Source organism: Escherichia sp. MOD1-EC5495 (assembly GCF_002965965.1).
GTDB lineage: Bacteria > Pseudomonadota > Gammaproteobacteria > Enterobacterales > Enterobacteriaceae > Escherichia > Escherichia ruysiae.
The window spans coordinates 23,884-38,165 of the sequence record NZ_PTRI01000003.1 but is presented as its reverse complement, the minus strand read 5'-3'; the positions used below and the strand labels follow the sequence as shown (position 1 = coordinate 38,165).

Genomic DNA, 14,282 nt, shown 5'->3' with positions numbered 1-14,282 from the left:
GGGGCATATCTCTGATAAGCAATGCTGTTCATTATCCGGAATCGACATGGTTTAGCAAATTGAATCGCCCCGGCTGGGGCGATGGCTTAGCGAGAATAACTGGTTGCAGGCAGAGAAGGTGGGGAGAACAACAGATCGCTGAATGCGCGTTGTGAAAATTTTCGCACCAGCAAGCCAGCCAGTGTACAAATCAACAAACTGACAAAGGGATAAACCAGCAGGAGTGTCAGTTCGAGTTGTGGCGACCAGCGCGCCGCGTTCATTTGCGGAATCAGACTTAAGCTGAATATCTCTACCAGAATGCGATGGGTGGTGTAGATGGCAATGGTGTTGGAACCAATCACATTCAGCAGGCTGGAGGAGCGCATACCGAAACGCTGCTCGTACTGATAAAACAGCTTCATGATCACCACAATCGACACCAGCGACAACAGCAACGAAATATTAAACAACCAGGCACTGACCGCCAGAACGGCCAGCAGCGAAGACATCAGCAGATGGCGGCGCAACGGTACTTCTTTAACACAGGTCATTAATGTTGCGCCAAACCATGCGCCAAGGCTGTAATAAGGCAAATTGCGGATCACACTGTTCATTCCCCACCACGGCGTGGGAACGAAATTAACAGCCACACTCATCAGTACAAACAGGGCGAATAACGGCAGAGCCTGGCGATTAAAAATTTTACATATCACGAAATAGACAATTAAAGCGTACAGATACCACAAGCTGGTGCTGGCGGTGAGCATCCCGTGCAGGAATTCACCGGTGGAATCGGCATAAGCGGCATTGGAGGCATTGCTTAAATCGCGCTCAGGTGCCAGCCACTGATTCAGTGCGCTTAGCGCCAGCCACTGCACCACGCCCCAAAGCGCCAGCACCCAGAAGATGCTCCAGATGCGTTTATCGAGACAATTTCCCCACGGCACACTGTCGATATAGCGGCGAATCAAATAGCCGGAGATAAAGAAAAAAACCGGCATACGGAAGGGCGCAAGGTAAAGATTGAAATAGATCCAGCATTTACTCAGTACTTCCGATAACGGATGCTGAAAAGTGGTCAGATGCGGGTAAAAGGTGATTACCGAGTGATAAACCACCACCAGACAGATGCATAACCCTTTGATCTGGTTAATCCATAGTTCTTTTTGTTTCATCAGAACAACACGCTCTTTTATTTAACATGCTGTTGATCCTGCGGGGCGAGTCGCGTGGTGTAATGCGTATCTGTCTGTATTTGGTTATTTTTCAGATAAAGATCAGGCCACAAGGCCGATGAGAAAATGAGACCCTTTAGCCGATTGATTTACTGATGCTTTTCAGATTAGCCCTGATGATCACTTACAGTTCAGGCGTTTACCCATCCTGCTTTCGCTTATATACTCGTGTCTTTGCTAACAGCAACCAGACGGATTTCATGTACCAACCTGTCGCTCTATTTATTGGCCTGCGTTACATGCGTGGGCGTGCAGCGGATCGCTTCGGTCGTTTCGTCTCCTGGCTTTCTACCATCGGCATTACCCTCGGGGTGATGGCGCTGGTCACAGTATTGTCAGTGATGAACGGCTTTGAGCGCGAACTGCAAAACAACATCCTTGGCCTGATGCCACAGGCGATTCTCTCTTCGGAGCAGGGCTCTCTTAACCCGCAGAAACTCCCGGAAACGGCAGTCAAACTGGACGGCGTAAATCGCGTCGCGCCTATCACTACTGGTGATGTGGTGCTGCAAAGCGCACGCAGCGTGGCGGTAGGCGTCATGCTGGGTATCGATCCGGCGCAAAAAGATCCGCTAACCCCGTATCTGGTCAATGTGAAACAAGCCGACCTCGAGCCAGGGAAATATAATGTCATCCTCGGTGAACAGCTTGCTTCACAGTTGGGCGTTAATCGCGGTGATCAAATCCGCGTGATGGTGCCTTCTGCCAGCCAGTTCACGCCGATGGGGCGTATTCCAAGTCAGCGCCTGTTCAATGTGATTGGTACTTTTGCCGCTAACAGTGAAGTCGACGGCTATGAAATGCTGGTGAATATTGAGGATGCCTCGCGTCTGATGCGTTATCCGGCAGGCAATATCACCGGCTGGCGTCTGTGGCTGGATGAGCCGCTGAAAGTGGACTCGTTAAGCCAGCAAAAACTGCCAGAAGGCAGTAAATGGCAGGACTGGCGCGACCGTAAAGGTGAGCTGTTCCAGGCCGTGCGCATGGAAAAAAATATGATGGGCTTGCTGCTGAGCCTGATTGTCGCCGTTGCGGCGTTTAACATTATTACCTCGCTGGGGCTGATGGTGATGGAGAAGCAGGGCGAAGTGGCAATCCTGCAAACGCAAGGTCTAACTCCGCGACAAATCATGATGGTCTTTATGGTACAGGGTGCCAGCGCCGGAATTATTGGTGCGATCCTGGGCGCGGCGCTTGGTGCGCTGCTTGCCAGCCAGTTGAATAATCTGATGCCGATAATCGGCGTCCTGCTTGATGGCGCGGCGCTGCCGGTCGCTATCGAACCTTTACAGGTCATTATTATTGCGCTGGTGGCGATGGCTATCGCTCTGCTTTCTACGCTTTACCCTTCCTGGCGCGCTGCCGCCACTCAACCTGCTGAGGCTTTACGTTATGAATAAGATCCTGTTGCAATGCGACAACCTGTGCAAACGCTATCAGGAAGGCAGTGTGCAAACCGACGTGCTGCACAATGTCAGTTTCAGCGTGGGCGAAGGCGAAATGATGGCTATCGTTGGTAGCTCTGGTTCTGGCAAAAGCACCTTGCTGCACTTGCTGGGTGGGCTGGATACGCCAACTTCCGGCGATGTGATTTTTAACGGTCAGCCGATGAGCAAGCTGTCGTCGGCAGCGAAAGCAGAACTGCGTAACCAGAAGCTGGGCTTTATTTATCAGTTTCACCACCTGCTGCCGGATTTTACCGCGCTGGAAAACGTGGCTATGCCGCTGCTGATTGGCAAGAAAAAGCCCGCTGAAATCAACAGTCGAGCGTTGGAAATGTTAAAAGCGGTGGGGCTGGAGCATCGCGCGAATCACCGTCCATCCGAACTTTCTGGCGGCGAACGTCAGCGTGTGGCGATTGCCCGTGCGCTGGTTAATAACCCGCGTCTGGTACTGGCGGATGAACCTACCGGTAACCTTGACGCACGTAACGCCGACAGCATCTTCCAGTTGCTTGGGGAGTTGAATCGCTTGCAGGGCACCGCTTTCCTGGTGGTTACTCACGACCTGCAACTGGCGAAACGTATGAGCCGCCAACTGGAAATGCGTGATGGTCGTCTGACGGCGGAACTGAGCCTGATGGGGGCGGAGTAATGGCGATGCCTTTATCGTTATTAATTGGTCTGCGTTTTAGTCGCGGACGGCGGCGTGGCGGCATGGTGTCGCTGATCTCCGTCATTTCTACCATTGGCATTGCACTTGGTGTGGCGGTATTGATCGTCGGCTTAAGCGCGATGAACGGCTTTGAGCGTGAACTGAATAACCGCATTCTGGCGGTAGTACCGCATGGCGAAATTGAAGCGGTGGATCAGCCGTGGACTAACTGGCAGGAAGCACTGAATAACGTGCAAAAAGTGCCAGGTATTGCCGCCGCTGCGCCGTATATCAACTTCACGGGGCTGGTGGAAAGCGGTGCGAATCTGCGCGCGCTTCAGGTAAAAGGGGTTGATCCGCAACAGGAACAGCGCCTAAGTGCGCTGCCCTCGTTTGTCCAGGGCGATGCCTGGAACAATTTTAAAGCCGGTGAGCAGCAGATTATTATCGGCAAAGGCGTAGCGGATGCGTTAAAAGTGAAGCAGGGCGATTGGGTGTCGATCATGATCCCAAATTCGAATCCCGAGCATAAATTGATGCAGCCAAAACGTGTGCGCTTGCAAATTGCCGGAATTTTGCAGCTGAGCGGTCAACTCGATCACAGTTTTGCCATGATCCCGCTGGCGGATGCCCAACAATATCTTGATATGGGTTCCAGTGTGTCAGGTATTGCCCTTAAAATGACGGATGTTTTTAACGCCAACAAACTGGTGCGTGACGCGGGCGAAGTGACCAATAGCTATGTTTATATCAAGAGCTGGATCGGCACTTACGGCTATATGTATCGTGATATCCAGATGATCCGCGCCATTATGTATCTGGCGATGGTACTGGTGATTGGTGTGGCCTGTTTTAACATCGTCTCCACTTTAGTGATGGCGGTAAAAGACAAGAGTGGCGATATCGCAGTATTAAGAACGCTGGGCGCGAAAGACGGTTTAATTCGCGCCATTTTTGTCTGGTATGGATTGCTGGCTGGGTTGTTCGGCAGCTTGTGTGGTGTGATTATCGGCGTGGTGGTTTCGCTGCAACTCACTCCGATTATCGAGTGGATTGAAGATCTGATCGGCCATCAGTTCCTCTCCAGTGACATTTATTTTATTGACTTCCTGCCATCGGAATTGCACTGGCTGGACGTCTTCTACGTACTGGTCACAGCATTGTTGCTGAGTCTTTTGGCAAGTTGGTATCCGGCGCGGCGCGCCAGTAATATTGACCCTGCGCGAGTCCTTAGCGGCCAGTAAAGGCAGTACATTAAAACAAGGAGCGGCAATGTATTACGGGTTTGATATTGGTGGAACAAAAATTGCGCTAGGTGTGTTTGATAGCAGTCGGCAGTTGCAGTGGGAAAAGCGGGTGCCGACGCCGCGTGACAGCTATGACGCATTTTTGGATGCAGTGTGCGAGCTGGTAGCCGAAGCTGACCAGCGTTTTGGCTGTAAAGGTTCTGTCGGCATTGGTATTCCGGGAATGCCAGAAACAGATGATGGCACGCTGTATGCCGCCAATGTCCCCGCCGCCAGCGGTAAACCGCTGCGTGCCGACCTGAGCGCACGTCTTGAGCGCGATGTGCGACTGAATAATGACGCTAACTGTTTTGCCCTTTCTGAAGCCTGGGATGATGAATTTACCCAATATCCGCTGGTGATGGGGTTAATTCTCGGCACCGGCGTTGGCGGTGGACTGGTATTCAACGGTAAGGCGGTGACGGGTAAGAGCTACATTACCGGCGAGTTTGGTCATATGCGTCTGCCGGTCGATGCGTTAACCATGATGGGGCTGGATTTCCCATTACGCCGCTGTGGCTGTGGTCAGCATGGCTGCATTGAAAATTATCTGTCTGGTCGCGGTTTTGCGTGGCTGTATCAACACTATTATCATCAACCGTTGCAGGCTCCCGAAATTATTGCGCTTTATGATCAAGGCGATGAGCAGGCAAGGGCGCACGTTGAGCGTTATCTGGATCTATTAGCGGTTTGTCTGGGAAACATCCTGACCATTATTGACCCTGATCTGGTGGTCATTGGCGGTGGGTTATCCAATTTCCCGGCAATCACAACGCAACTGGCGGACAGGCTGCCTCGTCATCTCTTACCTGTAGCTCGTGTTCCGCGTATTGAACGCGCGCGCCACGGTGATGCAGGCGGAATGCGTGGAGCTGCGTTCCTACATCTAACCGATTAAACAACAGAGGTTGCTATGCTGTCGCGTCGGGGTCATCGGTTAAGTCGTTTTCGTAAAAATAAACGCCGCCTGCATGAGCGTTTACGTCAGCGTATTTTTTTCAGAGATAAAGTGGTGTCGGAAGCAATGGAAAAACCAAGAGTACTCGTACTGACAGGGGCTGGTATTTCTGCGGAATCAGGTATTCGTACCTTTCGCGCCGCAGATGGCCTGTGGGAAGAGCATCGTGTTGAAGATGTTGCGACGCCAGAGGGCTTTGATCGCGACCCGGAACTGGTGCAAGCGTTTTATAATGCTCGTCGCCGACAGTTACAGCAGCCAGAAATACAGCCTAACGCCGCGCATCTTGCGCTGGCTAAACTGCAAGACGCCCTCGGCGATCGCTTTTTACTGGTGACGCAGAATATCGATAACCTGCATGAACGCGCAGGCAATACCAATGTGATTCATATGCATGGAGAATTGCTGAAAGTACGTTGTTCACAAAGTGGGCAGGTTCTCGACTGGACTGGCGATGTTACGCCAGAAGATAAATGTCATTGTTGCCAGTTCCCGACTCCGCTGCGCCCGCACGTGGTGTGGTTTGGTGAAATGCCGCTCGGCATGGATGAAATTTATATGGCACTGGCGATGGCGGATATTTTCATTGCCATTGGCACATCCGGGCATGTTTATCCGGCGGCTGGGTTTGTTCATGAAGCAAAATTGCATGGCGCGCACACCGTGGAACTCAATCTTGAGCCGAGCCAGGTTGGTAACGAATTTGCCGAGAAATATTACGGTCCGGCAAGCCAGGTAGTGCCAGAGTTTGTTGAGAAGTTGCTGAAGGGCTTATAAAGCAGGCAGCATTGCCTGATGCGCTACGCTTATCAGGCCTACGATGGGGCGCAATTAATTGAATTTGCGGGTTTTGTAGGCCGGATAAGGCGTTCGCGCCGCATCCGGCATAATACACGCGCACTTTACCGGCCTCTTTTAACTTTTACTCGTCCATAACAGTGCTGCAAAAAACGTACAGACTCCAATCAGCCCCGCCCAGAGCGGCGATATTTTAACAATCGCAAAGCTATTATCGATATACAGGCATAAAGCCTGATAGCCCATATTGGCGACAGTCATAGCCACTGCAAATTTTAAGGCATAATAAAAGCGCGACGTGTAGTTAAAAATTGCAGCAAAGATGATGAATGCAACTGCCCAGGCAAAAAGACCTAATGTCGAGGTGCTGCCTGGCGGATCATTCTCATGCTTTTGTTCGGGATGCGGATAATATGTCAGTGGTGGCGTCGGTTGTTTTAATATCTGTGCTTGCAAAATATCCAGGGCATTATTGATTCCCTGATACCAGAGGTCCGCATGTAAATAAGCCAGCGTGTGATTTTCTACCAGAAGGCCAAGATGTTTATCGTCCATGCTGCTTTCAACCTGGCCGTTGGTTATCACAATTAACCGTGGCTCGCGGGTAGTAAAGATTAACAGAACACTCCCTTTTACATCAGTCAATGAAGATGACGCATACGCCAGCATCGCTTTGCCATTTTGCCTGAGACTGGCTTCATTAATGCCAGGAACAACCACGATAAATGGCGCGATCCCGGTTTGTTGGTGGAAGTGTTCTGCTTTACGCGCGATCTCTTCAGCATCTGGTACAGTACCTGTAACATCCGTAAAAAGTGTCTTCATTATTGGAATTAAGGGCTTACTGGTTACCGTCAGAGGCAGAAATATCAGTAAACTGAGCAGTATCATGAATTTTTTCATGGGCGGGACTTCCGTTTCCTGCGTGATTTTTTAGAGGAGGGGACCATGATTATCAGACCGATACCACCGAAAATAATGCCTGCTATGCCAACAAAGCCCCATTCAAAAAAATTAACCCAGGGATTGTTTATTTCGGCTTCTTCTGGATGCCCTGGCGGATAATAGACATTGACTCTGTCACCTTCGCTATCTTCATAAAAATCACTACCAATACTCGAATTAAAAATTAGCGTGTAATCTGGTGTAGGGCGAAAGGCAACCACTGGATACCAGGAACCATTATCACCGACGTCGTTTGAATGATTGTTGTACCAGACGACATCAACAATGACCCCTTCGGTATGCATCGCATTTTTGGTATAGGTGAACTGGTTGTAAAATATAACAACAGAAATAACGAGCAGTACCAAACCAATACCGACGAAAGAGCGGGATAAAACGTTACTGTCCTGACTCATTAGCCACATCCTTGCTAAATAAAAAACGGGCGGTAATACCACCGCCCGTTTGCTGAATTAACGTCCTGCTTTCAGCTTCTGATAATACTCTTCATAAATGCTGCTGGCTGCGCCAACGTCATTCTGCCATTCACCATTTTTAATGGTTTCAGCATCCGGGTAGAGTGTTTTATCGTTCGCCACTTCCGGGCTTAACAGCTTACGCGCCGCAAGGTTTGGCGTTGGATAACCGATAGTTTCGGCAACCTGTTTTGCCACATCCGGGCGCAGCAGGAAGTTGATCAATTTCAGCGCGCCTTCTTTGTTTTTGGCATTTGCCGGGATCGCCAGGCTGTCCATCCAGAAAATGCCGCCTTCTTTCGGCCATACCACGTCAATTGGCGTACCCGCCTGGCGCGCAACGAAAGCAGAGCCGTTCCAGATCATGCCGAGGTTAACTTCGCCTTCCATGTACGGGTTAGCCGGGTTATCGGAGTTAAACGCTGCCACGTTTGGCATCAGTTTTTTCAGCTCGTTATACGCAGCTTCAATCTCTTTCGGGTCGGTAGTGTTACCGGAGTAGCCCAGCTTACGCAGCGCCATCTGGAATACTTCACGGGCATCATCGGTCAGCAGCAGGCTGCCTTTGTACTCAGGCTTCCACAGATCGGCCCAGCTGGTAACGGATTTCGGATCCACCGCATCACCGTTAACGCCAATCGCCGTCGCACCCCAGATATACGGAATGGAGTAGTCGTTATTCGGGTCAAACGGCTTGTTGAGCATGTCTGGATCGAGGTTGCTGAAGTTGCTTAACTTCGACTTGTCGATCTTCTGGATCATCCCTTCTTTACGCATTTTATCGACGTAATAGGTTGAAGGAACCACCAGGTCATAGGCACCGTCTTTGTACGTTTTCAGTTTTGCGTACATGGTTTCATTTGACTCGTAAGTCGAATAGATAACCTTAATACCGGTTTCTTTGGTGAACTGTTCAAGCAGTCCTGGCGGCACGTACTCGGTCCAGTTGTAGAAATACAGCGTGTTGTTGTCATCGGCGTGAGCGGCGCTCATGCCCAGTACCAGAGCACCCGCCGCGAGCAGGTGGCGTGACCATTTTTTCATTTAACGTCCCCTGTGTTACCTTTCGTTTTATCACGAGCAATAAGCTGGCTGGCAATAACCATCACCAGCGACAGCACCAGTAATATGGTTGCCAGCGCGTTAACTTCTGGCGATACGCCGACTTTGACCATCGAATAAATTTTTAACGGCAGAATTTCATAGCTCGGTCCGGTGACAAACGACGAAACTACCACATCGTCCATCGACAGGGTAAAGCTTAGCACCCAGCCCGCCGCCACAGCCGGCATTGCCAGTGGCAAAATGATTTTCCGTAGAATGGTAAATTCGCTGGCGCCGAGATCTTTCGCCGCTTCCAGCATCCGCACATCAAAACCTTTCAGGCGCGAATACACTGTCACCACCACAAATGGCAGGCAGAAGGTGATATGCGAGAACAATAGCGACCAGAAGCCAAGCTGAATACCCAACAGCATAAACAGCACCAGCAGAGAAATCGCCATCACGATATCTGGCGACATCATCACCACAAACAGCATTCCGCTAACGAACGGCTTACCGCGAAAGCGATAACGGTACAGCGCAACCGCCGTCAGTGAACCGATAAGCGTAGCAAACGTCGCCGAGAATACCGCCATCGTCAGTGAATGTTGCGCCGCCTGTAACAAGCTGTCGTTGTTCATCAGCAGGCTATACCATTTGGTGGTAAAACCCTGCCAGTTAATGCCAAAGCGCGAGCTGTTAAAGGAGTTCACAATCAAAATAATGATTGGGATATACAGGTACGCGTAGATAGCGGTCATAAAACCGCCGCGAAGCAGTCGACCGATCATTCGAGTTCCACCTTCTTATTCAGCAAACGAGAAGCGCGCCAGTAAACCAGCAACATCAGGCCCATTACGATAGTTAGCGTAATGCTGGTGGCGGCACCAAACGGCCAGTCACGAATATTGAGGAACTGTACCTTGATGACGTTACCGATCAGCAGGTTTTTCGCACCGCCCATCAGGTCGGATACATAGAACAAGCCCATGGCTGGCAGCATCACCAGCAGACATCCGGCAATAATTCCTGGCATCGTCAGCGGAATAATAATACGGATAAAAGTCTGCAGTTTGCTGGCACCGAGATCGCGTGCCGCTTCCAGTAAAGGTTTATCCAGTTTTTCAATACTGGAATAGAGTGGCATCACCATAAACGGTAGCAGAATGTAAACCAGACCGATAATCACCGCGCTGGGGGTGAACATGATGCGAATTGGGGTATCAATAACGCCCAGCCACAGCAGGAACTCGTTGAGATAGCCTTTGGTGCTGAGGAAAATTTTTAGCCCATAGATTCGAATCAGCGAGTTTGTCCAGAACGGAACAATCAGCAGAAACAGCAGCAGCGGTCGCACTTTATGCGGCAGTTTTGCCAGAAACCAGGCAAACGGGTAGCCCAGCACCAGGCAGGCGAGAGTGGCGATCAGCGCCATATTCAGCGAGTGCACGAGCACTTCAAAATAGAGCGGATCGAGCAGACGTGTGTAATTATCCAGCGTAAAGACCATTTTGACGAAACTGGCGTCGTCGCGGGTCAAAAAGCTGGTGCCAATGATCATCAGGTTGGGCAGAAAGACAAACAACACAAGCCAACCGACAATAGTGACAATCACTACATTCTGGAACTTACTTGTGTTCTTCATCAGCCAGTACGACCTCCCAGCTTTCTACCCAATTAATGGCCATTTTCTGGTCGAGAGAGTGGTCAAAGTCAGGATCGTCTTCATTAAAGAATTCGCTGACCATCACCATCTTGCCATTTTCCAGTTCGACAACTGACTCCAGCGTCATGCCTTTGTAGTTGCGTTCGCGAACGTAACCAATCAGCCCTTCGACGTGGTTATCGTCGTTGATTTCGTCAACGCGTAAGTCTTCCGGGCGTAGCAGAACATGCAGTTTTTGCCCCGGCTCAACGGCGAAGTTAACGTAAATATTACACTCGCGGCCTTCAACGTTGGCGCGTACGCGTTGCTCGTCGAGACGTTCGATCACCGTGGCGTTAAACATATTGATTTCGCCAATGAACCCGGCAACGAACAGGTTTTTTGGCTCTTCGTAGATTTCACGTGGTGTGCCGTCTTGTTCAATGCGACCATCGCGCATCACCACAATCCGGTCAGACATAGTGAGTGCCTCTTCCTGGTCGTGGGTAACGAAGACGAAAGTAATGCCAAGTTTTCGCTGTAACGCTTTTAACTCGTTCTGCATCTGTTTGCGCAGTTTGTAATCCAGCGCGGAAAGCGATTCATCAAGCAACAACAGACGAGGCTTGTTAACCACCGCGCGGGCAATGGCCACGCGTTGCTGCTGACCGCCAGAGAGTTGATGCGGTTTGCGTTGAGCGAAGGTTTCCAGTTGTACCATCCGCAGGGCTTCCATCACGCGAGGCGTAATTTCAGCAGCGGGGGTTTTTTGCATACGCAAGCCAAAGGCCACATTTTCGAATACGGTCATGTGGGGGAATAACGCGTAGCTTTGGAAAACGGTGTTCACATAGCGGTTTTCCGCCGGAACGTGGGTGATGTCCTCGTTATCCAGCATGATGCGCCCGGAATCAACAGTTTCCAGACCCGCAATCAGGCGAAGAACGGTTGTTTTACCGCAGCCAGAAGGGCCAAGCAGCGTGAGGAACTCGCCATTGTTGATAGTCAGATCAAGCTGGGGAATGACTTCTTTACCATCAAAGCATTTGCGAATTCCCGCCAATTGCACCAGCGGTGAAAGCGAACTCGGTTGTTTATTCAATTTTTTACTCTGTCCCATGTAAACGCAACGGATGGCTTACCGATGCGGGGTTTGTGGTTAACCACCTTGGTGACTCTTAATGAGGGCGGTAATTCTACGGCAAACCATCGGAATCGCCAATCCTTGTTGTGAATTACTGGCTTAGCTTTATATTGATTAAGGTAATGTTGATAAATATTCCCGCTTGCAGGGGTAAAAGTGACCTGACGCAATATTTGTCTTTTCTTGCTTCTTAATAATGTTGTCACGAAAAGTGAGGGTGACTACATGGATAAACTACTTGAGCGTTTTTTGAACTACGTGTCTCTGGATACCCAATCAAAAGCGGGAGTGAGACAGGTTCCCAGCACGGAAGGTCAGTGGAAGTTATTGCATCTGTTGAAAGATCAGCTCGAAGAGATGGGGCTTATCAATGTGACCTTAAGTGAGAAAGGAACGCTAATGGCGACGTTACCGGCTAACGTTCCTGGCGATATCCCGGCGATTGGTTTTATTTCTCATGTGGATACCTCTCCGGATTGCAGCGGTAAAAATGTAAATCCGCAAATTGTTGAAAACTATCGTGGTGGTGACATTGCGCTGGGTATCGGCGATGAAGTTTTATCACCGGTTATGTTCCCGGTTCTGCATCAGCTTCTGGGTCAGACGCTGATTACCACCGATGGTAAAACCTTGTTAGGTGCCGATGACAAAGCAGGTATTGCAGAAATCATGACCGCGCTGGCGGTACTGCAACAGAAAAACATTCCGCATGGTGATATTCGCGTCGCCTTTACGCCAGATGAAGAAGTGGGGAAAGGGGCGAAACACTTTGATGTTGACGCCTTTGATGCCCGTTGGGCTTACACCGTCGATGGCGGTGGCGTAGGCGAACTTGAGTTTGAAAACTTCAACGCCGCATCGGTGAATATCAAAATTGTCGGTAACAACGTTCACCCAGGCTCGGCAAAAGGCGTGATGGTTAACGCGCTATCGCTGGCCGCACGTATTCATGCAGAAGTTCCGGCGGATGAAAGCCCGGAAACTACCGAAGGTTATGAAGGTTTTTATCACCTGACGAGCATGAAAGGCACCGTTGAGCGTGCCGATATGCACTACATCATTCGTGATTTCGACCGTAAACAGTTTGAAGCACGCAAACGTAAAATGATGGAAATTGCCAAGAAAGTGGGCAAAGGGCTGCACCCTGACTGCTACATTGAACTGGTGATTGAAGACAGTTACTACAACATGCGCGAGAAAATTGTGGATCATCCGCATATTCTCGATATCGCCCAGCAGGCGATGCGTGATTGTGATATTGAACCGGATCTGAAACCGATCCGTGGCGGCACCGACGGTGCGCAGTTGTCGTTTATGGGATTACCGTGCCCGAACCTGTTCACTGGTGGTTACAACTATCATGGTAAACATGAATTTGTGACCCTGGAAGGAATGGAAAAAGCGGTGCAGGTGATCGTGCGTATTGCCGAGTTAACGGCGCAACGGAAGTAAGCGAAAAGGGATGCGGCATGTGATGCCGCATCCGGCTTACATTCAAACTTACCCTTCGAAGAACCAATACCCGCTATTGACCAGCGCCGCGAGCATCGCGAGGAATGACGGATCTTCCAGCGCATCGCCAAAATTCTCGGCGGTCAGCACAATATTGCTGGCGAGCGCATCCAGCGCCGGACGGTGCGGAGAATCGATCTTTTCACCATTGGCGTATACATCATCACCAATGCGCAATACGCGCAGACCACCCAGGCGCACCAGCACATCACCTTGTTTCAGCGCATCGTAGATTTCATCCGGCTGATAAGGCGGCTCTGGCGGCGCGATATCCAGTTCATGACGTGACTGGGAAATAAACTCGCCAAACCATTGTTTAAAGTGTTCCGGCTGGTTGATCAATTCGAGCATCATCTCACGCAGTTTATCCATCTCCTGCGGCAGAACATCAGCCGGATGGGCGCGAGGAGGGATATCCGGATCGCTGTAATAATTACCGCCCAGCTCACGTTGCAGAACATAATCGGCAAAACCGCTGATCAGCTCCCGCGTATTGGGCGCACGAAAACCGACAGAGTAGTTCATCGCATTTTCCAGCGCGTAGCCTTCGTGCGGGAATCCCGGTGGAATATAAAGAATATCGCCCGGCTCCAGTTCTTCGTCGATAATTGCTTCAAACGGATCGACCTGTAACAGATCCGGGTGCGGACAATGCTGTTTCATTTGCAGCTTTTCGCCGACCCGCCAGCGACGACGACCGGTGCCCTGGATAATAAACACGTCGTACTGATCGAGATGCGGGCCGACGCCACCACCAGGTACGGAAAATGAGATCATCAGATCGTCAATGCGCCAGTCCGGTAATTCACGGAACGGACGCATCAGCGCGGCGGTTGGTTCATGCCAGTGATTCACTGCCTGCACCAGCAATGACCAGTTGGTCTCACCGAGATGATCGTAGCTTTCGAACGGGCCGTGGCTGACCTGCCATTTGCCATCCTGGTGACTGACCAGTCGACTGTCGACTTCACTTTCCATCGCCAGACCCGCCAACTCGTCTGGAGAGATCGGATCAATAAAATTATTAAAGCCGCGTTTTAACACTACCGGACGTTTCTGCCAGTGGCGTTCAAGAAAATCGGGCCAGTTAAGGGTAAGTTGGTATTCCATGTTAAGCGTCCATAGGCGGGTATCTGCAACCGATTATAACGGATGCTTAACGT

At 50.5% G+C, this 14,282-nt stretch carries 14 protein-coding genes; 6 read left to right on the top strand and 8 right to left on the bottom strand.

Features of this window, described 5'->3' with window-relative positions; all coding sequences use genetic code 11:
• Positions 1-86: 86 nt before the first annotated feature.
• Positions 87-1,157, bottom strand: coding sequence for an acyltransferase family protein (locus BEG40_RS03365; protein WP_105284883.1), 1,071 nt, complete (start codon positions 1,155-1,157; stop codon positions 87-89).
• Between the two features lie 260 nt (positions 1,158-1,417).
• On the opposite strand from BEG40_RS03365, the gene lolC reads away from it, so the two are divergent.
• The 5 genes from lolC to cobB are packed head-to-tail and all read left to right on the top strand — an operon-like array spanning position 1,418 to position 6,332.
• A complete protein-coding gene (gene lolC / locus BEG40_RS03360) occupies positions 1,418-2,617 on the top strand; it encodes a lipoprotein-releasing ABC transporter permease subunit LolC (RefSeq protein ID WP_000284717.1) in 1,200 nt (399 codons plus the stop codon).
• Entirely contained in the window at positions 2,610-3,311 is a 702-nt protein-coding gene (gene lolD, locus BEG40_RS03355) for a lipoprotein-releasing ABC transporter ATP-binding protein LolD (RefSeq protein WP_001033695.1), read from the top strand. The genes lolC and lolD overlap by 8 nt, the downstream gene beginning before the upstream one ends.
• Positions 3,311-4,555 carry a lipoprotein-releasing ABC transporter permease subunit LolE gene (lolE, locus tag BEG40_RS03350; RefSeq protein WP_001251372.1) on the top strand — a complete coding sequence of 415 codons (1,245 nt, stop codon included), beginning with the start codon at positions 3,311-3,313 and terminating at the stop codon, positions 4,553-4,555. The genes lolD and lolE overlap by 1 nt, the downstream gene beginning before the upstream one ends.
• Positions 4,556-4,583: 28 nt before the next feature.
• On the top strand, positions 4,584-5,495 hold the full coding sequence (gene nagK / locus BEG40_RS03345) for an N-acetylglucosamine kinase (RefSeq protein WP_105284882.1): 912 nt from the start codon (positions 4,584-4,586) through the stop codon (positions 5,493-5,495).
• A gap of 15 nt (positions 5,496-5,510) precedes the next feature.
• Positions 5,511-6,332: a Sir2 family NAD+-dependent deacetylase gene (gene cobB, locus BEG40_RS03340; RefSeq protein WP_105284881.1), complete on the top strand. Its 822-nt coding sequence runs from the start codon at positions 5,511-5,513 to the stop codon at positions 6,330-6,332.
• A gap of 138 nt (positions 6,333-6,470) precedes the next feature.
• On the opposite strand, the gene BEG40_RS03335 is transcribed toward cobB, so the two are convergent.
• Genes BEG40_RS03335 through potA form a run of 6 tightly spaced genes read right to left on the bottom strand, consistent with a single transcriptional unit; the run spans position 6,471 to position 11,583 of the window.
• Positions 6,471-7,256 (bottom strand): TPM domain-containing protein, encoded by a 786-nt coding sequence (locus BEG40_RS03335; RefSeq protein ID WP_000714341.1) that lies wholly within the window; start codon positions 7,254-7,256, stop codon positions 6,471-6,473.
• Positions 7,253-7,714: a DUF3592 domain-containing protein gene (locus BEG40_RS03330; protein ID WP_010352234.1), complete on the bottom strand. Its 462-nt coding sequence runs from the start codon at positions 7,712-7,714 to the stop codon at positions 7,253-7,255. The genes BEG40_RS03335 and BEG40_RS03330 overlap by 4 nt, the downstream gene beginning before the upstream one ends.
• A 57-nt stretch (positions 7,715-7,771) precedes the next feature.
• On the bottom strand, positions 7,772-8,818 hold the full coding sequence (potD, locus tag BEG40_RS03325) for a spermidine/putrescine ABC transporter substrate-binding protein PotD (RefSeq protein ID WP_000759337.1): 1,047 nt from the start codon (positions 8,816-8,818) through the stop codon (positions 7,772-7,774).
• A complete protein-coding gene (gene potC, locus BEG40_RS03320) occupies positions 8,815-9,609 on the bottom strand; it encodes a spermidine/putrescine ABC transporter permease PotC (RefSeq protein ID WP_000580316.1) in 795 nt (264 codons plus the stop codon). The genes potD and potC overlap by 4 nt, the downstream gene beginning before the upstream one ends.
• Complete coding sequence (potB, locus tag BEG40_RS03315; RefSeq protein ID WP_000799415.1) at positions 9,606-10,463, bottom strand: spermidine/putrescine ABC transporter permease PotB; 858 nt, start codon at positions 10,461-10,463, stop codon at positions 9,606-9,608. The genes potC and potB overlap by 4 nt, the downstream gene beginning before the upstream one ends.
• Positions 10,447-11,583: a spermidine/putrescine ABC transporter ATP-binding protein PotA gene (gene potA / locus BEG40_RS03310; RefSeq protein WP_000531593.1), complete on the bottom strand. Its 1,137-nt coding sequence runs from the start codon at positions 11,581-11,583 to the stop codon at positions 10,447-10,449. The genes potB and potA overlap by 17 nt, the downstream gene beginning before the upstream one ends.
• Before the next feature lie 249 nt (positions 11,584-11,832).
• Between potA and pepT the strand changes: the two genes are divergently transcribed.
• A complete protein-coding gene (pepT, locus tag BEG40_RS03300) occupies positions 11,833-13,059 on the top strand; it encodes a peptidase T (protein ID WP_000359429.1) in 1,227 nt (408 codons plus the stop codon).
• Between the two features lie 48 nt (positions 13,060-13,107).
• Here pepT and roxA read toward each other — a convergent pair whose 3' ends face one another.
• The gene (roxA, locus tag BEG40_RS03295) at positions 13,108-14,229 is read right to left on the bottom strand and encodes a [50S ribosomal protein L16]-arginine 3-hydroxylase (protein WP_000456504.1); all 1,122 of its coding nucleotides are present in this window, start codon (positions 14,227-14,229) and stop codon (positions 13,108-13,110) included.
• Positions 14,230-14,282 lie beyond the last annotated feature (53 nt).